The organism is Bradyrhizobium sp. S3.2.6 (assembly GCF_040546885.1).
Taxonomy (GTDB): Bacteria; Pseudomonadota; Alphaproteobacteria; order Rhizobiales; family Xanthobacteraceae; genus Bradyrhizobium; species Bradyrhizobium cytisi.
Map to the genome: position 1 here is coordinate 105,910 of NZ_JBEPOS010000016.1, position 20,501 is coordinate 126,410.

The 20,501-nt window shown below is 64.7% G+C and carries 18 protein-coding genes and 1 pseudogene; 13 read left to right on the forward strand and 6 right to left on the reverse strand.

What is annotated here, in order from left to right; translation table 11 throughout:
- Nucleotides 1-224: 224 nt before the first annotated feature.
- The 3 genes from ABID58_RS25250 (at nucleotide 225) to ABID58_RS25260 (ending at nucleotide 3,577) form a co-directional block, all read left to right on the forward strand.
- Nucleotides 225-1,688: a GH1 family beta-glucosidase gene (locus ABID58_RS25250; RefSeq protein ID WP_354035425.1), complete on the forward strand. Its 1,464-nt coding sequence runs from the start codon at nucleotides 225-227 to the stop codon at nucleotides 1,686-1,688.
- 72 nt (nucleotides 1,689-1,760) lie between these two features.
- Nucleotides 1,761-2,993: an acetyl-CoA C-acetyltransferase gene (locus ABID58_RS25255; protein ID WP_148755774.1), complete on the forward strand. Its 1,233-nt coding sequence runs from the start codon at nucleotides 1,761-1,763 to the stop codon at nucleotides 2,991-2,993.
- A 281-nt stretch (nucleotides 2,994-3,274) separates the two neighbouring features.
- Nucleotides 3,275-3,577 carry an HU family DNA-binding protein gene (locus tag ABID58_RS25260; RefSeq protein ID WP_008139488.1) on the forward strand — a complete coding sequence of 101 codons (303 nt, stop codon included), beginning with the start codon at nucleotides 3,275-3,277 and terminating at the stop codon, nucleotides 3,575-3,577.
- A gap of 75 nt (nucleotides 3,578-3,652) precedes the next feature.
- Here the strand turns inward: ABID58_RS25260 and ABID58_RS25265 are convergent, their stop codons facing one another.
- From ABID58_RS25265 to ABID58_RS25275, 3 genes are read right to left on the reverse strand one after another with little or no spacing between them, the layout of a single operon-like run.
- A complete protein-coding gene (locus tag ABID58_RS25265; protein ID WP_354035427.1) occupies nucleotides 3,653-3,808 on the reverse strand; it encodes a hypothetical protein in 156 nt (51 codons plus the stop codon).
- A gap of 4 nt (nucleotides 3,809-3,812) precedes the next feature.
- Nucleotides 3,813-6,194, reverse strand: coding sequence for an endopeptidase La (lon, locus tag ABID58_RS25270; RefSeq protein ID WP_354035428.1), 2,382 nt, complete (start codon nucleotides 6,192-6,194; stop codon nucleotides 3,813-3,815).
- Between the two features lie 8 nt (nucleotides 6,195-6,202).
- On the reverse strand, nucleotides 6,203-6,586 hold the full coding sequence (locus ABID58_RS25275; protein ID WP_354035430.1) for an Hsp20/alpha crystallin family protein: 384 nt from the start codon (nucleotides 6,584-6,586) through the stop codon (nucleotides 6,203-6,205).
- 169 nt (nucleotides 6,587-6,755) lie between these two features.
- Between ABID58_RS25275 and ABID58_RS25280 the strand changes: the two are divergent.
- The 5 genes and pseudogenes from ABID58_RS25280 to ABID58_RS25300 form a co-directional block, all read left to right on the forward strand.
- Nucleotides 6,756-6,980 (forward strand): annotated as a pseudogene (locus tag ABID58_RS25280) (MarC family protein); the annotation flags it as partial.
- Nucleotides 6,981-7,136: 156 nt separating this feature from the next.
- Nucleotides 7,137-7,790 (forward strand): class II aldolase/adducin family protein, encoded by a 654-nt coding sequence (locus ABID58_RS25285; protein ID WP_354035431.1) that lies wholly within the window; start codon nucleotides 7,137-7,139, stop codon nucleotides 7,788-7,790.
- 8 nt (nucleotides 7,791-7,798) lie between these two features.
- Complete coding sequence (locus tag ABID58_RS25290) at nucleotides 7,799-9,586, forward strand: chloride channel protein (protein ID WP_354035433.1); 1,788 nt, start codon at nucleotides 7,799-7,801, stop codon at nucleotides 9,584-9,586.
- Nucleotides 9,587-9,716: 130 nt separating this feature from the next.
- Nucleotides 9,717-11,036 (forward strand): alpha/beta hydrolase, encoded by a 1,320-nt coding sequence (locus ABID58_RS25295; RefSeq protein ID WP_354035434.1) that lies wholly within the window; start codon nucleotides 9,717-9,719, stop codon nucleotides 11,034-11,036.
- Between the two features lie 140 nt (nucleotides 11,037-11,176).
- Nucleotides 11,177-11,557, forward strand: coding sequence for a hypothetical protein (locus tag ABID58_RS25300; RefSeq protein ID WP_354035436.1), 381 nt, complete (start codon nucleotides 11,177-11,179; stop codon nucleotides 11,555-11,557).
- Between the two features lie 759 nt (nucleotides 11,558-12,316).
- Here the strand turns inward: ABID58_RS25300 and ABID58_RS25305 are convergent.
- Complete coding sequence (locus ABID58_RS25305) at nucleotides 12,317-12,535, reverse strand: hypothetical protein (RefSeq protein ID WP_354035438.1); 219 nt, start codon at nucleotides 12,533-12,535, stop codon at nucleotides 12,317-12,319.
- Nucleotides 12,536-12,785: 250 nt separating this feature from the next.
- On the opposite strand from ABID58_RS25305, the gene ABID58_RS25310 reads away from it, so the two are divergent.
- From ABID58_RS25310 to uraD, 4 genes are all read left to right on the forward strand, one after another.
- Complete coding sequence (locus tag ABID58_RS25310) at nucleotides 12,786-13,064, forward strand: hypothetical protein (protein ID WP_354035497.1); 279 nt, start codon at nucleotides 12,786-12,788, stop codon at nucleotides 13,062-13,064.
- Between the two features lie 90 nt (nucleotides 13,065-13,154).
- Nucleotides 13,155-13,568, forward strand: coding sequence for a DUF3830 family protein (locus ABID58_RS25315; protein WP_027531871.1), 414 nt, complete (start codon nucleotides 13,155-13,157; stop codon nucleotides 13,566-13,568).
- Nucleotides 13,569-14,504, forward strand: coding sequence for an allantoinase PuuE (gene puuE, locus ABID58_RS25320; protein WP_354035440.1), 936 nt, complete (start codon nucleotides 13,569-13,571; stop codon nucleotides 14,502-14,504).
- 7 nt (nucleotides 14,505-14,511) lie between these two features.
- On the forward strand, nucleotides 14,512-15,399 hold the full coding sequence (gene uraD, locus ABID58_RS25325) for a 2-oxo-4-hydroxy-4-carboxy-5-ureidoimidazoline decarboxylase (protein WP_354035441.1): 888 nt from the start codon (nucleotides 14,512-14,514) through the stop codon (nucleotides 15,397-15,399).
- Here uraD and ABID58_RS25330 read toward each other — a convergent pair.
- Together ABID58_RS25330 and ABID58_RS25335 are read right to left on the reverse strand one after the other, a co-directional pair.
- A complete protein-coding gene (locus ABID58_RS25330; RefSeq protein WP_354035442.1) occupies nucleotides 15,396-18,122 on the reverse strand; it encodes a molybdopterin-dependent oxidoreductase in 2,727 nt (908 codons plus the stop codon). The genes uraD and ABID58_RS25330 overlap by 4 nt on opposite strands.
- Nucleotides 18,119-18,946, reverse strand: a complete 828-nt coding sequence (locus ABID58_RS25335) for an FAD binding domain-containing protein (protein ID WP_354035444.1) — start codon at nucleotides 18,944-18,946, stop codon at nucleotides 18,119-18,121. The genes ABID58_RS25330 and ABID58_RS25335 overlap by 4 nt, the downstream gene beginning before the upstream one ends.
- A gap of 153 nt (nucleotides 18,947-19,099) precedes the next feature.
- Here ABID58_RS25335 and ABID58_RS25340 point away from each other — a divergent pair, with 153 nt between their 5' ends.
- A complete protein-coding gene (locus ABID58_RS25340; protein ID WP_354035446.1) occupies nucleotides 19,100-20,449 on the forward strand; it encodes an 8-oxoguanine deaminase in 1,350 nt (449 codons plus the stop codon).
- Nucleotides 20,450-20,501: the final 52 nt, after the last annotated feature.

Here is a 20,501-nt window from a genome sequence, read left to right on the forward strand (position 1 = left end):
AACGTCCGATCCGCTTCGGTGCAAGCCGTCCGGATGAGACCTCAGGAACCGGGTTCTCTTCAAGCTAAACCATGGTTTGGTCCGATAACGCTTTATCGGCGCTCCACGTCGGAGACGACAGGTGTGAGCGCCGATTGCAGTCGAGACACCAGGGAGGTTGCTTCTCAAATCGGCCGGAACTCGTCATTGTGCCGTCCGAAAACGATGGAAGCGGAGCAGTACCAATGTCGGACAAGGTCTCGCGTCGCCAGTTCGCGAAAATCGCGGGGTTGTCCGCAGCCGGAATGACGGCCCCCCTGGAGCTCGCCGACGCCATGCCGGCAGCGGTGCCGCATAGCGCCGGCGGCTTTCCGCAAAATTTCCTCTGGGGCACGGCGACCTCGTCCTATCAAGTCGAGGGCGCGGTCGAGGAGGACGGGCGAGGAGCCTCGATCTGGGACAAGTTCGTCCGCATCCCCGGCAAGATCGAGGACGGCACCAACGGCGACCGCGCCAACGAGCATTATCACCGCTACAAGGAGGACATTGCACTCATCAAGGAGCTCGGCTGCAAGGCCTATCGCTTCTCGGTGGCCTGGCCGCGGGTGTTTCCGGACGGCGACGGCAAGCCGAACCCGAAAGGGCTCGACTTCTACAATCGCCTGGTCGACGAGCTCCTGAAAAACGGCATCGAGCCGTGGCTGACGCTCTATCACTGGGACTTGCCGCAATCGCTGCAGGACCGTTTTGGCGGATGGCGCTCGACCGAGACCTGCAAGATATTTGGCGACTACGCGGCCTATGTCGCCGAGCACCTGACCGATCGCGTCAAATGCGTGTTCACGCTGAACGAGAGCGGCCGCTTCGTCTATTTCGGCTACGGCATCGGCATCGATGCGCCGGGCTTGACCCTGCCGCAGGCTGAACTGAACCAGATCCGGCACAACAGCGCGCTCGCGCACGGGCTTGCGGTGCAGGCGGTGCGCGCTCATGGCCGACGCGGCACGCGCGTCGGGCCGGCCGAGAATATCGATGCCTGCATTCCCGCGATCGACACGCCCGAGAACGTCCGCGCCGCCGAGATCGCGCTGCGCGAGTTGAATGCCGGCTATCTCAACGTCATCATGACAGGCCGCTACACCGACGCATTCCTGAAATATGCCGGCGCCGCCGCGCCGAAATACACCGAGGCGGAATTAAAGATCATCTCGTCGCCGGTCGACTTCCTCGGCCTCAACATCTACGCGCCGCAGCACTACATCGTTGCGTCCGACCAGGGCGCGGGCTTCATGCCGCTGCCGATCCCGAAAGCGTTTCCGCACATGAATTCGGACTGGCTCCGCGTTGGCCCCGAGACGATCTACTGGGTGCCGAAGCTGGCTGCAAATATCTGGAAGACGGATGCGATCTATATCAGCGAGAATGGCACGTCCGGCGACGACCAGGTGATGCAGGACGGCAAGATCTATGACACCGACCGCATCATGTATCTGCGCAATTATCTCGCCCAGCTCCAGCGCGCCACCACCGAGGGCGTACCGGTGCGCGGCTACTTCCTCTGGAGCCTGATGGACAATTTCGAATGGGTGTTCGGGCTCAACAAGCGCTTTGGGCTCTATCACGTCAATTTCGACACCCAGGTGCGTACGCCAAAACTCAGCGCGAGCTTTTACCGCAACGTGATCGCAAACAACGCGGCGGGGGCGTAAACGCCGCGCATTGACTCCGCTCTCCCCGTGATTCAAAACCGCCTTCAACGCTCATGACAAGAGGACAACGCCATGACCGACGCGCTGATCATCGATGCCTGCCGCACCCCGCGGGGCGTCGGCAAGGCGGGCAAGGGAGCACTCTCCGGCATTCATCCGCAGCAGCTTGGCGCCACCGTGCTGCGCGCGCTCGCCGATCGCACCGGCATCAACACCGCCGATGTCGACGACATCGTCTGGGGCTGCAGCGCACAGGTCGCAACGCAGGGCGGCGATCTCGGGCGGATGTCGGCGCTCGATGCCGGCTATGACGTGCGCGCCAGCGCCGTGACGCTCGATCGCTTTTGTGGCTCCGGCATCACCAGCGTCAACATGGCGGCGTCCTCGATCATGGCTGGCGCGGAAGATCTCGTCATCGCCGGCGGATGCGAGATGATGTCGATGGAGGGGCGTCGCGGCGGCGGTCCGATGATGATGGATAGCGGTAATCTGCGCCTGCGTGCGCGGCACCCGCAGTCGCATCAGGGCGTCTGCGCCGATGCGATTGCGACGCTGGAAGGCATCACGCGGCAGGACGTCGATGCGCTCGGGCTCGAAAGCCAGAAACGGGCGGCGCAGGCGATTGCCGGTGGCCACTTCAAGAAGAGCCTCGTGCCCGTTCATCGCGAGGACGGCAGCCTCGCGCTCGACCACGAAGAATATCCGCGGCCGCAGACCACGATGGAAGGGCTCAGCAGCTTGAAGCCCGCCTTCCCCGCGATTGCCGATTATGCGCTGGACGACAAGGGCACGACCTATCGCGGCCTGATCCTGCAGAAATATCCTGATCTCAACATCGACTTCGTGCACCACGCCGGCAACTCGTCGGGTGTCGTCGATGGTGCCGCTGCGATCCTGTTGGCATCGCCGTCCTACGCCAAGGCGCATGGTCTCAAGCCGCGTGCCCGCGTGGTGGCGATGGCGAATATGGGGGACTCGCCGACCCTGATGCTGAACGCGCCGGTGCCGGCGACGCGCAAGGTGCTGGCGAAGGCCGGGCTCACCATTGATGACATTGATCTGTTCGAGATCAACGAGGCCTTTGCGGTCGTTGCGGAAAAATATATCCGCGATCTCAAGCTCGACCGCGCCAAGGTCAACGTCAATGGCGGCTCGATCGCGCTCGGCCATCCGATCGGCGCGACCGGCTCGATCCTGATCGGCACCGTGCTCGACGAGCTCGAACGGCGCGACCTCGAGCGTGGCCTCGTCACCATGTGCGCGGCCGGCGGCATGGCACCGGCTATCATCATCGAACGGATCTAGCCTTATTTTCTAGGGTGAAACGCGCTCCTCCTCGGGCAAAGAGGCCGGTCGTCGCTTGTCGAAAGCATCGAATCAGCTTTAGCAAGGCTGCTTGCGGGCCTTTGAAACAAGGCAAAAACCGCTGCCCGAGGCGCCTTCCGCTCAGGAAGCCGCTAAAATGCAGGGTTTTTTGCCTCAGGGGGCCAAAAAAGCCCGTAAAACCGCGACAAAACTGTGCAGAAGGCTCTAGGCCTTCGCCGGTTGGTCTAATATGCAACCGGCAACGAATCAGAGGAGACACGATGCCAGCCCAAATGTCCAAATCGCAGTTGATCGAAAAGATTGCGACCGCCACCGAGCTTTCCAAGCGCGACGTCAAGAGCGTCATGGAGACGCTGACCGACGTCGGCCACAAGGAGCTCAAGAAGAACGGCCTGTTCCTGGTGCCGGGCTTCGCCAAGTTCGTCGTCATCAAGAAGCCCGCGACCAAGGCGCGCAAGGGCACCAACCCGTTCACGGGTGAAGAGATGATGTTCAAGGCCAAGCCGGCCCGGAAGATCGTCCGCGCCCGCCCGGTCAAGGCTGCCAAGGACGCCGTGGCCTGATCACGCAAAGGCCCCCTCGATGAGAGGGGGCCTTTTGTACTGAGTATGTGACCGCGAGGGCTGAGGCGGAGGGGTTCAGCCCTTGCGGCGCTTCACCCGGACCGGGATCGGCTGAAGCCGCGGCTCAGGTCCTGCGAGCGCATCGCGCACCCGGTCGATGGCACGATCGAGCAACTGACGCAGCCGCTGCGTCTGCCGCGATCTTTTCGCTTCTTCCAGCAGTTTCTTCATCACATCACTCCGCCGCTTCGACCTTGGCCTCAGCCGGCTCGAGCGCCGCCGCGATGGCCTCGTCGACGCGCTCCAGCCAGATGAATTCGAGGTTGTCCCGGGCGCTCTTCGGGATGTCGTCGTAGTCCCGCTTGTTGCGTGCCGGCAGCATCACCCGCTTCAGTCCGGCGGCGGCGGCGGCCACCACCTTCTCCTTGATGCCGCCAACCGGCAGCACCAGCCCTCGCAGCGAGATCTCGCCGGTCATGGCGGTGTCACTCCTCACCGTGCGATTGGTGAGCAGCGACGTCAGGGCCGTGAACATCGCCACACCCGCGCTCGGTCCGTCCTTCGGGGTTGCACCCGCCGGCACGTGAACGTGGATGTCGCTCTTCTCGAACACCTGGGGATCGATGCCGAGTTGCGTGGCTCTGCTCTTCACCAGCGTCATCGCCGCCTGCACGCTCTCGCGCATGACGTCGCCGAGCTGCCCGGTCAGGATCATCCCGCCGCGGCCGGGCACGCGCGAGGCCTCGATGAACAGGATGTCGCCGCCGACCGGCGTCCAGGCAAGGCCGGTGGCCACGCCCGGAATGCTGGTGCGCTGCGCGATCTCGCCTTCGAAGCGCGGCTGGCCGAGCACGGTGCCGATGTCGTTCGGCGTCACCACGACCTTCGCAGCCGTGCCTTCGGCGACCTGCACCGCGGCATGGCGGAACAGCTTGCCGATCTCGCGCTCGAGGTTACGCACGCCGGCCTCGCGGGTGTAACCCTTGACGACCAGCTTCAGCGCCTCCGGCTCGATCTCGGCCTGCTCGGCCGTCAGGCCGTTGGCCTCCAGCTGCCGCCGTACCAGATACCGCTTCGCGATCTCCAGCTTCTCCTCCTCGGTGTAGCCGGCAAGGCTGATCAGCTCCATGCGGTCCAAGAGCGGACCGGGAATCTGGTCCAGCATGTTGGCGGTCGCGATGAACACCACGCGCGAGAGGTCGAAGGGCACGCCCAGATAATTGTCCCGGAACGTTCCGTTCTGCTCGGGGTCGAGGACCTCCAGCATGGCGGCAGAGGGATCGCCCTGCACGCCGCGGCCCATCTTGTCGATCTCGTCCAGCATCATGACGCAGTTCCGCGTGCCAGCCTTTTTGATGCCCTGGATGATGTTGCCGGGCAGCGCGCCGATATAGGTGCGCCGGTGGCCGCGGATCTCGGCCTCGTCATGCACGCCGCCCAGGCTGACACGCACGAAGGGGCGATCCATCGCGCGCGCAATGGATTGGCCGAGCGAGGTCTTGCCGACGCCGGGCGGGCCGACGAAGCACAGGATCGGGGCCTTGCCTTGCGGTGCGAGCTTGCGCACCGCCAGATATTCGATGATCCGGCTCTTGATCTTCTCCAGGCCGAAATGATCGGCATCCAGGATGCGGCGCGCTTCCTTGATGTCGATCGGCTTCTCCGCGGGCAGCGCCCACGGCAGCTCGATCAGCCAGTCGAGATAAGTGCGGACCATGCCGGATTCACCGGCGGCCTCGGGCATGCGCTCGTAGCGGCGAAGCTCCTTCTTCGCATGCGCATCCGCTTCCGGCGGCATGTTGGCCTTGGCGATGGCAGCCGTCAGCTCGGCGACTTCGGCGGCCTTGCCGTCGCCTTCGCCCAGCTGACGCTGAATGGTCGCCATCTGCTCGCGCAGGATCGCCTCGCGCTGCCGCTCGTCGAAGCTGGCGCGAGTCTTCTGGCCGATCTCGTTGGAGATGCGCAGCACCTCCAGCCGTTCGGCCAGATGCTTCGACACCTTCTCGACGCGCAGAGCGAGGTCGATGGTCTCCAGCACCTCCTGCTTGTCCTGCGGCTTGATGTCCATGAACGAGGTCGCCAGATCCGCCAGCGCGCCGGGCGCGGTGGTGTTCTGGAACATCGCGACCAGCTCGGGCGGCGCCTGCGGCAGCAGCTCGATCGCCTCGATGGCCTGGCGCTGCAGGTTCAGGGCCCGCGCCTCGATCTCGGGCGAATTCGTGATCGGCTCGGGGATCTGCTGGATGCGCGCGGCCGGGAACGGCGTCCCCGGCAGGAAGTCGAGGATGCGCGCGCGCTGCACGCCCTGGCAGACGATGTGATGGCTGCCGTCGGGCGCGGTGATGTAGCGCACGATGTTGGCGATGGTCGCGACGCGATAGAGATCGTCCGGGCCGGGCTCCTCGGTCTCGGGGCTACGCTGCAGGACGATGCCGATCGGCCGCTGCTCGCGCAGCGCCTGCTGTGCGGCGGCGACGGACTTCGGCCGCGCGATCGCGATCGGCGCGATGGCGCCGGGGAACAGCACCATCTCGCGCACGGGGATGATGATCAGTGCGTCTTCGGGGATCTTCACGTCAGGACTGGTCTGTGCGGTAGTCATCTGTTCGGTAGCCATGATCGACCTCAGGATTTGGCGAGGCGCAGAGCGACGCAACCGTCCATCACGAAGCGGCTGATGGCGTAGCGGCCAAGGGGCAATGCAATGCGTCGCTCAAAACGCCCCTGCGGCAGCTCGAGCCGGTGGATGCGGGCGTTGCGAAGCTCGGGCGGAAGCGTGCGCTGGCCGGAGATGATGAGCACGCCGTCCTCGATCACCGTCTCGACATTGTCCGGGCTGACGCCGGGAAGCGCGACCAGGATCAGGAGCTCATGCTCGGTCTCGAGCACGTCGATCGGCGGCTCCCAGCAGGCTTCCTGGCGGCCGAACTGGTGGCGCAGCCGTTCGCCGCGGGTCAGCTGGTCCAGGGCTTCGGACAGCATCCAGTCGAAGGGGTTTTTGGGTTGCATGGCAAAAACTCGGGGAAGGCGCTGTGGTTGGAAAGCGAGGATATGGTGATGGTTCCAGCAAATTCCAGCATCGCGCGCTTGGAGCATGCCTGGCTCCTCGAAGCGGAGCAGGCCCTTGCAGTCTGACGCATCGACGCCGCGGAGTTGTTCCGCGGCGCCGAAGGCGATAGTCGCGATCATTATCGCGATCGTGTTCGCGGTCTGCCTGCTGTGCGTGCTCTGTTTCGTCTCGGCGAGCCTGATCGCGCGGACGCTGGGGCGCACCGGTAATGCCGTGCTGTCGCGCGTCCTCGGCATGCTGCTCGCGGCCTATTCGGTGCAGTTTGTGATCAACGGGATCGCGGCCGTCCGGGCGAGCCTGTCATTAGGCTGCGGCAATCTGTTAATCTGTTGATTTTACGATATAATTATCGGTGTGGCGGGCTCGCCGGCACGACGGCGCCTGAACAGGTCCGCTTTCGCTTGCACTGCCATGTTGCTTTGACGTACTTCGGGTCTAACAAGCGCCCATCGCCAAGAAGGTCGACAAGAAGGTCGAGATGAAATCGGGATGTCGATGACAACGGACGAGCTCGACAAGAGACAGGCCATCATCGACGCCTGCCGCCGCATGAACGCGCTCGGCATCAACCAGGGCACGTCCGGCAATATCAGCCTGCGGCATGGGGACGGGCTCTTGATCACGCCCACCAGCGTACCCTATGACGTCATGATGCCGGACCAGATCGTCTTCATGGCGATGGACGGCTCGCATGCCCCCGGCCAGAAGCCGTCCAGCGAGTGGCGCTTCCATCTGGACATCCTGAAGGCGCGTGCCGACGTCAACGCCGTCGTGCACGCCCATCCGACCTATTGCACCATTCTGGCGATCATGGGCATGGACATCCCGCCCGTGCACTACATGATTGCGGCCGCCGGCGGCGACAGCATCCGCTGCGCGCCCTATGCCACTTTCGGCACGGCGGACCTGTCCGGGCACGCGGTGCGCGCGCTGGTCGACCGGCTCGCCTGCCTGCTCGACCATCACGGCATGATCGCGATCGGCGCGACGCTCGACAAGGCGATGTGGCTCGCCGTCGAGGTCGAGACGCTGGCGCGGCAATATCACGGCTGTCTCCAGATCGGCAAACCGCCGCTGCTGTCGAGCGCCGAAATCGAACGGGTCCGCCAACGCATGGCCGGCTACGGCATGTCGGAGGGGTAGGGCAGGCGGTGTTCGCGCGGATCAGATATTTCGTCGACGGCAAGGGGACGAACCGCACCATGGTCCGGCTGCGCGCGCTCCTGCGCAGCAACGAGTTCTACCTGATCCCGCTGGCGCTCGTGATCGGCACGCTGGCCGGCGCGATCGTGACGCTGATGGCCGAGATCGCGCAGATCGCCCATGTCGTGATCTACGGCATTCCGATCGACGTGCGCCTCTCCGCCAACACCTATATCAGTCCCTGGGCGGCGATGATCGCGCCGGCGCTTGGCGGCCTGGCGCTCGGCATCATGGAATGGTGGCGGCGACGGCTGAAGCTCTCGAGCGCAGTCGACCCGATCGAGGCCAATGCGCTGCGCGGCGGCAATCTGTCGATGCGCGACAGCGTGGTGGTGTCGAGCCAGACCCTGATCTCGAACGGCTGCGGCGCCTCGGTCGGCCTTGAGGCCGGCTACACCCAGATCGGCTCGGGCATCGCCTCGCTGCTCGGCAAGTTCTTCAATCTCCGCCGGAACGACCTCCGCTTGATCGTGGGCTGCGGCGCTGCGGCGGCGATCGCGGCGGCCTTCGGCGCGCCGATCACCGGCGCCTTCTACGCCTGCGAGCTGATCGTCGGCGTCTATTCGGTCGGCAGCGCAGCCCCGATCCTGGCGGCCTCGCTTGCGGGCGCGCTGACCGCGCAATGGCTCGGCGGTGCGCCTTACTCGCTCGAAATCCCCAAGGTCAGCGCCGTCGGCGTCGAGCAATATCTCGCATTGATCGTGCTCGCACTCGTCACCAGCGGCGTCGGCATCGCGGTGATGCGCTCGTCCTCGGTGTTCGAGCGGCTGTTCAAGTGGCTGCCGGTCTGGCTGCGCCCGGTGATCGGCGGCCTCATCGTGGGCGGCTTTGCGATCATCACGCCGCAGGTGCTCGCGGCCGGCCACGGCGCCATGGTGCTCGATCTCTTCCACGACATGACCATCGGCCTGATCGCGATCATCATCGCGCTGAAGGTGACGGCCTGCCTGATCTCGCTGGCCTCCGGTTTCCGCGGCGGTCTCTTTTTCGCCTCGCTGTTCGTCGGCAGCCTGATCGGAAAGTTCTTCTCGGCTGTCCTGCTGCTGATCAGCCCGAATTTCGTGATCGATCCGCTGGTGGCGATGCTGACCGGCATGGCGACGCTCGGCGTCGCCATCGTCGGCGGTCCCCTGACCATGTCGTTCCTCGTGCTCGAGATGACCCGCAACGTCGACGTCACCGCCGTGGTGCTGGCCGGCTGCATCGTCACCTCGATCTGCGTCCGCTTCATGTTCGGCCACTCCTTCTCGACCTGGCGCCTGCATCTGCGCGGCGAGACCATCCGCAGCGCCAACGACGTCGGCTGGCTGCGCAACCTCACCGTCGAGCGGCTGATGCGCTCCGACGTCGGCAAGGTGCCGTCGACCACCACCATCGCCGCCACACGGGGGGAATTCGCGTTGGGGTCGCGGCCCGGCATCGTCATCGTCAACAATGCTGACGAATATGTCGGCCTCGTCCTGCTGCCCGATTTGTTCTCCAGCGACCTCGACGCCATCGCCGACGATATCCAGGTCATCGAGCTCGCACGCCTGACCGAGATCGTTCTGATCCCGGAAATGAACGTGAAGAGCGCGATGGCGGTGTTCGACGAGGCCGAGGCCGAGATGCTGGCGGTGGTCGATTCCACCGACAGCCGCAAGGTCGTCGGCTTCCTCACCGAGACCTTTGCCCGGCGCCGCTATGTCGAGGAAATCGACAAGGCAACGCGCGGCGTGCTGGGCGCATTGTCGTAAAGCGCGCGCCGCGCCCCGGGCAAGTTGACGCTGGCACGCGCAGCGGACTTGCCAGATCGTTCACAACCTCTAGGCTAGCGATGGACGGCGGGGCTGGTGCCTGGCCGCATTCAGCGACGAGGGACGTGCGATGTCGGACACGCTTCGCCTGTTGCTTGCCTTGCTCGAGCTAGGGCCCCGGTTGAAGGATCTGCTGGGCGACAAATGGCCGCCTTATGGCGAGGAATTGCAGGAGCTCGCCGGGCGCGCCGGCCGCGGCGAAGATCCGGACAAGCTTCGCCGGTCGCTCGACCTGCTGGTCGTACGGCTGCTTGCGGAGCCGCCGGCCATGGAGCTTGTCGAGCGCTTGATGGCAGACATGGCGGCGCCCACCGCCGCCAGGGAGACCGTGACCCGTCGCGGCCGGGTGTCGCCGCCCGTCGTCCCGGACACAGTCCGGCCGACCACGAATGAGACGACCGGCGTCGTCACCATCCCGGTCTTCTACGGCACCGACCGCGCCCGGGACGACGACACGCCGGCGCGTTATTTTGGCGGCGCGCGCGGCACGCTGTCCTTAGGCGTCGCGGAGGTCAGCGTGCCCACGCGCGGCCGCGACCTCGGCGAGCTCACCGGTCCCAGTTGGTGGCACTTCGAATTCTCGGCCGATCCCGAGAAGCACGTGATCCTCAAGACCGTCGGGGCGCTTGGCCGGGATGCCTTCGTCACGAGCCTGAAGGACTCGCTTGCCGCGGCGGGCGATCATGACGTCCTGATCTTCGTGCACGGCTACAACGTGACGTTCGAGGATGCGGCGCGGCGGGCCGGGCAGCTTGCCGTGGATTTGAAATTCGCAGGCCGGACGCTGCTGTATAGCTGGGCGTCGGCGGCTGACACCAGGAAGTACACGGTGGACGAGAGCACGATCGACTGGTCGCGCGATCATTTCGAGGCGTTTCTCCAGCTCGCGCTCGGCGAAATCGGCGCCGGCAAGGTTCACATTATCGCCCACAGCATGGGCAACCGCGCGGTGATCAACACGCTCGAACGCGTCACCTCCTGGCAGCTGCCGGCGGGCGCCGCAAAGCTCGGTCAGATCATCTTTGCCGCGCCCGACATCGACCGCGACCGCTTCGTCCAGCTCGCGGCGAAGTTCAAAGGCTGTGCTGCGCGCGTCACGCTCTACGCCTCGTCGCGCGACGTGGCGCTGCTGGCCTCGAAATTCGTGCACGGCTATCCCCGGGCGGGCGAGGCCGGCGAGGCCCTGACGATCGTTGACGGCATCGATACGATCGATGCGTCGCTGGTCGACACCAGCCTGGTCGGCCTGCACCACTCCTATTTCGGCGAGAAGCGTTCGATCCTGAACGACATGTTCAATTTGATCGCACAGCAACTCGCCCCCGACCGGCGCTTCGACCTCCAGGCCTCAGGCGATGCGCTCCGGAAATACTGGAGCTATCGGGCCTAGAGGTCGTGCGTGGTGTCATCCGGGTTGATCCAAAGCGTTCCAAGCGTGGCAGATTGCCGCGATCACGAAACCATTTCAGTGCTTTGCGCATTATATGCTGTTTCCATATCTTTCATTGGGCGAGAACAGAGGACGTGAAGATGAGTGACAGGTCCGTGAATTCGAGAGTTGGCCGCAACGCAGCGCTGGCCGCGTTCGCCAGTCTGGCCCTGGTCGCGGCGTCTATCTCGCCGTCGGCCGCCGCGTCCCCGACGCCGGCCAGGGCAACGCCCTCGACCGTGGCAGGGCAAGGCTCATCCAATGCTACCGATTTCAGCTCTGCGCGGCGTCGCCACTATTACCGGCGCGGACCGAACGCTGCGGGCCTCGCCTTCATGGGCGTCGCGGCCGGTCTGATCGGAGGCGCGATCGCCGAGAGCCGGCGCCAGGAGTACTACGACAACTATTACTATGGCGGCCCGCGCTATTATGGTCCCGGCTACGGGTACTATGGCGGCCCGCGCTACTACAATCCGTATTGAGGGTTGCCCGACGGGCAAAACACCTGCGCGGCCTGTCAACCTCTCCCGGTAAAAATATTCCGCTTTACCGAAATTCGGAAATGACGTATGTATCGCCCATCCCGGCTCGACCTGGAGGGGCGATCGTACGTCGTCACTGATCGAGAGCCGGACTTGCGGTGGACGCGGCAGCGTCGGCACGAGAGGTTAAGGGCAGGGCGGGTAGTCCCCGTGAGTCCGCGGCCACGTGTAGACGGACGGCGCTGAGAGCGTACGGCAAAATCGTGTGGTCCTGGCCGTCGTCGCTACGGCCAAGCCTGCTGCGGAGGTGCGGAGCGCCCAACCGGGTTAACCGCATCGCTAATCTGCGAGGCGAGGGAGGCCAGAAGGAATTCGGCTCCCGGGAGAGCACGGCATAAGCCGTCAACCCATTGCGCAGGGAAGGCCGTGTGTTCGGCTCCACCTGTATGCCGCTGTGCATTTTTCCTTGCGCTATATGCGCACAGCGGACCGTGGGTGCGAGGTCAGCACCCGGTCTTCCCTGCGCCCTCTTGGACAAGAGGGCGGAGTGACCAGGCAAAGCTCGGGCGAAATCAGCCGCGAGAATGCGAAGGTGTGTCTGCGAGTTGAAACATGCATTGGAGGATGGCAATGCCGCCCCTTGCTCCGTCATTGCGAGCGCAGCGAAGCAATCCAGTCTGTCTCCGCGGAAAGACTCTGGATTGCCTCGCTGCGCTCGCAAGGACGACGCTGAAGCAACCGCGCTCTACCCTCCCAACATCACCTGCCCGCAGGCGCCGACATTGCGCCGTTGGCGTAGCGCGACCAGTCGGGGGCGGTCGGCTGCGATGGCCACATGGCTGCGCTGGAGTCGCGGACCGATTGGGTGATGGGAGCAGGCTGGGGCTTGCGGGCGTGATGGCGGTCGCTCGCCGCGGCGGTCTGGATGGTGATGGCGGTTATCAGCATAGCGCCAAGAATGGCAAGAGTCTTCTGCATGGTTGTTTCTCCCGTGACGACGCTTCCGACTGAGGACGATCTCATCTGCGCGTCGTTGACGCTCACATGGCGATGCGTCCGGCCGAGTGTCACCGTCGCCGGCTTCACGATCGGCAACGCGGCTTCACGATGGTGCGAGCAACTTTTTTGGTCCCGGCTAAATATTCGGCAATCGCCCGGCCGGGCCCGATGGACTTGACCGGCGCAATCCGGTTGAATAGGGCCAATGAAGGTTTCAGGCGCGACAACGATGTCGAAATATCTGCTGGTCCTGCTTTTGATCGCCTCGCCGGCTATGGCACAGGTGAAACCTGCTCCCAAGACCTCGGTGGCGCATCCCGACCCCTGCGTGCCGATCGGACGAACCGCGGACGGCAAGCTGGTCTATTCCATGAAGTGCGACAACCTGCCGGCGCCGCCTCCGCCCCCGCCGCAGGCGGAACTGAAAGAGGCGCCCGCACCGGCTGCAGAGCCCGAGCCGGAGGTGCGGCGGAGCGGCCTGTTCGGCTGGTCTTACGACCGCAGGTGAGGGGGCGGCGCCACTTGCGCGAAGCTCGCTGGAATGCTCTTTGCTTGCAAGTTCCCCGTGGGGCCACCGTCCCCGATCCAGAGAGATGAGATGAGCAAACTCGTTATCCGCGCCGGCGATTTCACCTTCGACGCCCGCTTCGAGGAGCAGGCGGCGCCCAAGACCGTCGCGGCGTTTCGCAAGGCGCTGCCGTTCGAGAGCCATATCATCCATGTGCGCTGGAGCGGCGAAGGCGTCTGGATGCCGCTCGGCGATCTCGACTTCGGCGTCGGCTACGAGAACCACACCAGCTATCCCGCGCCCGGCCAGATCATCCTCTATCCCGGCGGCATCAGCGAGACCGAAATCCTCATGGCCTATGGCGGCGTGCACTTCGCCAGCAAGATGGGCCAGCTCGCCGGCAATCACTTCATCACGGTGACCTCGGGCCTGGAGAATCTGGCGACGCTGGGCAAGAGCGTGCTGTGGAAGGGCGCACTGCCGATCCGCTTCGAGGAAGTCTGAGTGACCAACGCCCGCTACCCGCGCGATCTCCGCGGTTACGGCCGCAATCCGCCGCATCCGCAATGGCCCGGCAACGCGCGGGTCGCGGTGCAGTTCGTCGTCAATTTCGAAGAAGGCGGCGAGAACAACATTCTGCACGGTGACCGCGCGTCGGAAGCGTTCCTGTCCGACGTGCTGGGCGCGCAGCCCTGGCCCGGCCAGCGTCATGCCAATATCGAATCCATGTTCGAATATGGCTCGCGCGCCGGCTTCTGGCGGCTGTGGCGGATATTCAACGAGCGCAAATGGCCGACCACCGTGTTCGGTGTCGCCACCGCGCTGAAGCGCAATCCGGAAATCGTCGCCGCGATGAAGGAGTCCGACTGGGATATCGCGAGCCACAGCCTGAAATGGATCGAGCACAAGGACATGACGCAAGCGCAGGAGCGCGCCGAGATTGCCGAGTCGATCCGCGTCCATACCGAGGCGACCGGTTCGCGGCCGCTCGGTTGGTACACCGGGCGCTCCTCGATCAACACCAACCGTCTGCTGATGGAGGAGGGCGGCTTCCTCTATCTCTGCGATTCCTATGCCGACGATCTGCCCTATTGGGTCAAGGGCGCGAAGGGCAAGCAGCTCATCATTCCCTATACGCTCGATGCCAACGACATGCGCTTCATCAATCCGCAAGGCTTTGCCGAGGGCGAGCAATTCTACACCTATCTGAAAGATGCCTTCGACGTGCTCTATGCCGAGGGTGAGACCGCGCCGAAGATGATGTCGGTGGGCCTGCACTGCCGTCTCGCCGGCCGGCCGGGTCGCGCGGCAGGCCTGATCCGCTTTCTCGACTATATAAGCAAGCACGAGCGCGTCTGGGTGCCGACGCGGCTGCAGATCGCGCAGCATTGGCACGACAAGCTTGCGCATCTTGCCACCGACGCGTTCGAGATCGGGTAGGGAAGCAATGTCGCAGATCGCCTTGTCTGATCTCAATGCCGCGAGCTTCGACGATTTCGTCGCTGTACTTGAAAACGTGGTCGAATATTCGCCTTGGATTGCTCAAGAAGCCGCGGCGCGCCGTCCGTTTGCCGGCATCAATCCACTGCTCGACGCGATCAAGGCGGCGATCGCGAGCGCTGAGCCCGAGGTGCAACTGGCGCTGATACGCGCTCATCCCGACCTCGCCAACAAGACCCAGCGCGCAGCGGGACTCACGCCTGACTCGAGTGCCGAGCAGAACAGCGCCGGTCTCGACCGTCTGTCGGACACCGAATATGCGGCCTTTGAGCGGGCGAACAATGCGTATCGCGAAAAATTTGGCATCCCGTATATCGTCTGCGCGCGCCGGCACACCAAGGATTCCATCCTGCAGGACTTCGAGGCGCGACTGCAGAACATCGCTAAGACCGAGACACGCCGCGCCCTCGAGGAAATATCTCGTATCGCTGCTCTGCGGCTCGACCAGCTCGTCATCGCGGATGACAAGCTCAAGGTGCACGGCCGGCTCTCGACGCATGTGCTCGATAATCACGCGGGCAAGCCCGCGCCGGGCATCGCGGTCGAGTTGATTGAGCTCGCGAGTCTCGGCGAGAGCCGCGTGATCGCGCGCACCCTCACCAATGTAGACGGCCGCACTGACCAGCCGCTGATCGGCGGGCGTCCGCTGCCGATCGGCCGCTACGAGCTTCGCTTCAGCGTCGCCAAATACTACGCCGAGCGCAACGTGCAGCTGTCAAATCCGCCATTCCTCGACGATATCCCGCTGCGGTTCGCGATCAGCGAGCCGGAGAGTCACTATCACGTGCCGCTGCTGGTGACGCCCTGGAGCTATTCGACCTATCGCGGCAGTTAGTCGCCGAACTTCTCGTGCAGCGCCGGAAACAACCGATCCGGCTTGAACGGCGGTGCGGTGAAGCGGATGCCGGTGGCATCGGCAATCGCATTGCCCAGTGCCGCTGCGACCGGATTGTACGGGCTCTCGCTCATCGACTTCGCCCCTAACGGTCCGATCGTGTCGGATGTCTCGGCGAACAACACTTCCGTGCGCGGCACGTCCGCGAAGGACGGCAGATGGTAGTCGCGGAATTTGGGATTGGTGACGCGGCCATTCGCATCGATCACCATCTCCTCGTAGAGCGCCGCGCCGAGGGCCTGCGCGACGCCGCCCTCGATCTGGCCGCGGCACTGCATGGGATTGGCGACGACGCCCGCATCCGCCGCCTGCACGCTCCTGAGAATCCTGATCTCACCTGTGCCCTTGCTCACGGCGACGCGAAAGCCCTGCACGTTGAAGCCGACGGATCTCGGCGTTCCCTCGGAATTGCCGTGCGCCACGAGCGGACGACCTGTCTCGCGTGCGAGCTTCGCCAGCTCAATAAAGGACATTCGCCGCACGCCGCTGACGACGAACTCCCCCTCGAGCGTGCAGATCCCGGCATCGCAAAGCCATGCACCGGCAGCGGCCGCCTTCAATGCGGTCGCAAGCTGCATGGCCGCGGCTTGGGTCGCCTTGCCGGCAACGAAAATGCCCGTGCTGCCATAGGCGCCGGTGTCGTGGCCGCCGTGGGCGGTGTCGGATTGGCGCAGGCGGATCCTGTCGACGGAGGTCGCGAGAACGGTCGCGGCGATCTGCCGGTGCACGGTGCTGGTGCCGTTGCCGAACTCGGCGGTGCCGACGGTGAGATCGAAGCTGCCATCGTCGTTGAGCGCGATCATCGCGTCGGCGATGTGGCCGGCGGGCGGCACGGTGTCGATCATGGTCAGCGCGATGCCGTCGCCGGTCAGCCAGTCCGGCGACAGTTCAGGTTGCGGATGATCCGCCTGCATCGCGCGCTCGACGAGGTCGATGCACTGGTCGAGCCCGTAGGAGCCGTACAGCACGTCGTGATATTCCGACGGCGGCGGCGACAGCATGGGATTGCCGGGCTTGACGATGTTGCGCCGGCGCATCTCGTAAGGGTTGATGCCGAGCTGCTTGGCCAGCTCGTCGATCGCGGCCTCGACCGCGATCAGCGTCTGCGGCAGGCCATAGCCGCGAAATGCGCCCGCCGGCACCGTGTTGGTGTAGACCGCAAAGCCGTCCACCTTCTTGTTCGGGCAATTATAGACGGCAATGGACTCGGACAGCGAGTGGAACATCACGGGGCCGGCGTGATTGCCGTAAGCGCCGGTATTGGAGAGCACGTCGAGCTGCAGCGCGGTGAGCCTGCCGTCGGCATCGGCGCCGGCCTTGATATGAACCCGCATCGGGTGCCGCGTCGAGGTCGCGATGAACTGTTCCTCACGCGTGAGCTCGAGCTTGACGGGCCGCTCCGTCCTCAGCGCGGCGAGTGCCAGAATATCCTCGACGAACATCTCCTGCTTGCCGCCAAAACCGCCGCCGACGCGCTCGCAGAACACGCGGACCTTATCCATCGGAAGTTGAAAGATGTCCGAAAGCGCACGCCGGGTCAGGAACGGCACTTGCGTCGAGGTGCGGATGTTGAGGACACCTGCATCGTCAAGCCAGGCGAGGCCGCCATGGGTCTCCAGCGCCGCGTGCTGCACACGGTGGCTGTGGAAGGTGGCATCAAAGGTGACCGCGGATGTGGCGAGGGCGGAGGCCACATTGCCGAATTCGCCATGCGTCTCCGCGACGAGATTGCGCCGCGCGTCGGCAACGCGGTTCGCGCTGGTCCGATCCGGATGCACGAGCGGCGCGCCCGGCATCATTGCCTGTTCGGGATCGATCAGCGCAGGCAATATCTCGTAGTCGACCTTCAGCAATCGGCATGCCTCCTCGGCAGCGCCTTCACTCTCGGCGACGACGGCGGCGACCTTCTGGCCAATGAAGCGGACGACGTCATCGAGGATGCGGGTGTCCTCGGGGTCCATCCAGTCCTTCTCGTGCCGCGCCGTCGAGAACAGCACCGATGGGGCGTCCTCGTGCGTCAGGACCGCGTGTACGCCGGGCACGGCCATTGCCGCCGATCGGTCGATCGCGACGATTCTTGCGTGCGCATGCGGCGAGCGCAGCAGCTTGATGTGCAACAGGCCTTCGATCGTGGTGTCGAACGTATAGCGCGCTGTGCCGCGGACGACGTCCGGGCCCGCGGGCGCCGGCAGGCTGCGGCCGAACGCGCCGCCGGCCTCGACGCTATTATCGACATTGGACTTGCCGTGGATCGCGTCCTCGATCGCGCCATAGCCAGTGCAGCGACAGATGTTGCCCTTCAGCGCGGCGCCGAGATCGGTGCGCTGCGCCTGGTCCAGCGAGGCGCAGGTGAGGATCATGCCGGCGGTGCAGAAGCCGCACTGGAATCCCTGCGCGTCGAGGAAGGCTTGCTGCATCGGATGCGCGCCATGTTCGCCGCCGAAACCTTCGATCGTGGTGATTGCGCGTCCCTCTGCGCGAAACGCGGGGATCAGGCAGCTGTGCACGGGCTCACCGTCGAGCAGCACGGTGCAGGCGCCACAGTCGCCGGCGTCGCAGCCTTTCTTCACCCCGAAATGGCCAAGCTCGCGCAGGAACGTGCGCAGGCACTGGCCGGCGCGTGGGGCTTGCGGAAATGTCGCGCCATTGACCTCGAAGCTCATGGCGGCGTTGCTCCCAGGAGCTCGACGCGGATCTCCTCGGCGAGCCGCAGCGTCATGTGCTTGCGCCAGAGCGGCTTGCCATGAATGTCGGTGTGATAGAGATCATCCGTGATTGCCTCGGCTACTGCCGAGCGAAGCGCGTTCGCATCGGGTGGCTTTGGAAACGACAACGGAATCGGGCGCACGGTCGATGCGGTCACGGTGAGCTTCAGCGCGCCAGCGCTGTCAAGGCTTCCGATCAGAAGGGCCGCGGAGCGGCCGACCGGCGCGAGCGAGATCTGGCGAAACGCGGAGCGGCGCTTCAGTGCGGCAAGTGGAATGTCGATCTGCCGCAGCAGATCGCCCGGCGACAGGCGGTTGCGCTGGTTGCCCGTGACGAATTCGACGATCGGAATCCTCTGCTCGCCGCCGCCGGCTTTCCAGATCGTGCAGACGCCATCGAGCGCGGCGGTGAGCGAGATCATCGGTCCTGCCGGCAGCGACATGCAGAGATTGCCACCCACGGTCGCCGTCTTCCAGATTTTGAAGGAGGCGAGAAAAGCGCGGCAGCATTGGCTGATCAGCGGTGCTGCGAGCCAGTCGGTTGGGCAGGTGAGCGCATCGAGTTGCGAGATCGTGCAGGTCGCGGCGATGCTGAGGTGGCTCCCGGTGATCGTCAATGCCGGCCATTTCAGATCGGTGAGATCGATCAGCCGCATGAGGTGGACTTGCGGCTCCGAGAACAGCCACGTGCCGCCCGCGAGCCAAGCATCGCCTGGCGTCCAAGCGGGCAATTGCGCGCGCGTTTGCGGATGGGCGACCGCTGTGATGGTATTCAAGTCCATGGCTGCGCCAACGCTTCCACCGAACGCATTATTCTCCCGGAAAGTCTTGCAAGACCAGCGCCAACTGGCAACAACAAGTCGCAGCAATAACGCGCTCGGAATGGCCTCTGCCTTGCAGGCCATTCGTTGACGAGGGCGAGGAGAAACAGGATCATGAGCGACGCAGAGCCGATCTGGATCAGGGATCCCCTGGCCATTCTCGCCGATGGTGCCGGGCGCGGTGTAGTCGTGAGGGATGGTCGAATCATTGAACTCGTGCCGGTGGGCGGCACGCCTGCGACGGCAGATGTCACGGTGTTCGATGCGAGCGAACATGTCGTGCTGCCGGGTCTCATCAACACCCATCATCATTTCTACCAGACGCTGACGCGGGCACTGCCGGCGGCGATGGACCGCGAGCTGTTCCCCTGGCTGCAGGCACTCTATCCGGTGTGGGCGAGGATGACGCCGGAATCGCTGGAGCTCGGTGTTACCCTGGCGATGTCCGAGCTGCTGCTGTCCGGCTGCACCACCACGACCGACCATCACTATGTTTTCCCGGCGGGGCTCGAAGAGTCCGTCGATATCGAGGTCGGCGTCGCAAAACGACTCGGCGTGCGCGTGCTGCTGACGCGCGGTTCGATGAACCTGTCGCAGCGCGACGGCGGCTTGCCGCCGGATAGCGTCGTGCAGGACGAGGATACGATCCTCGCCGACAGCGCGCGCGTGGTCGCCAAGCATCACCAGCGCGGTGCGGATGCCATGGTGCAGATTGCGCTTGCCCCTTGCTCGCCCTTCTCGGTAACGACCTCGCTGATGCGCGCCACCGCCGATCTCGCCGACAAGCTCGACGTGCGCCTGCACACCCATCTCGCCGAGACCGAGGACGAGAACAAATTCTGCCAGCAGAAGTATGGCTGCCGTCCGCTCGACTATCTCGAGCAATGCGGCTGGCTTAATTCGCGGACCTGGCTCGCCCACGGCATCTTCTTCAATGCCGACGAAATGAAGCGGCTCGGCAAGGCCAAAACCACCATCAGCCATTGTGCGTGCAGCAATCAGTTGCTGGCCTCCGGATGCTGTCCGGTGTGCGAGATGGAAGAGGCCGGTGTCGGCATCGGGCTCGGCGTTGACGGCTCGGCCTCCAACGATGGATCGAACCTGATGCAGGAGGTGCGGGCCGCGTTCCTGCTGCAGCGGGCGCGCTACGGCGTGACCAGGGTTAGCCACAAGGATGCGCTGCGCTGGGCTACCAAGGGCTCGGCGGCGTGTGTCGGTCGGCCGGAGTTGGGCGAGATCGCGGTCGGCAAGGCCGCCGACCTCGCGCTGTTCAAGCTGGATGAGCTCCGCTTCTCCGGCCACGGTGATGCCGTGGCTGCACTGGTTCTGTGCGGGGCGCATCAGGCCGATCGGGTGATGGTGGCAGGGAATTGGGCCGTGGTCGACGGCGCGATCCCGGGACTGGACGTGCCGGACCTCATCCGCCGGCACAGTTCCTCGGCGCGGGCGATGCAGGCGGGGTAAAATAGAAGGAGGGGGCGACCACAAGTGCCGGGTGCTTCTGGCCACCCCCTCC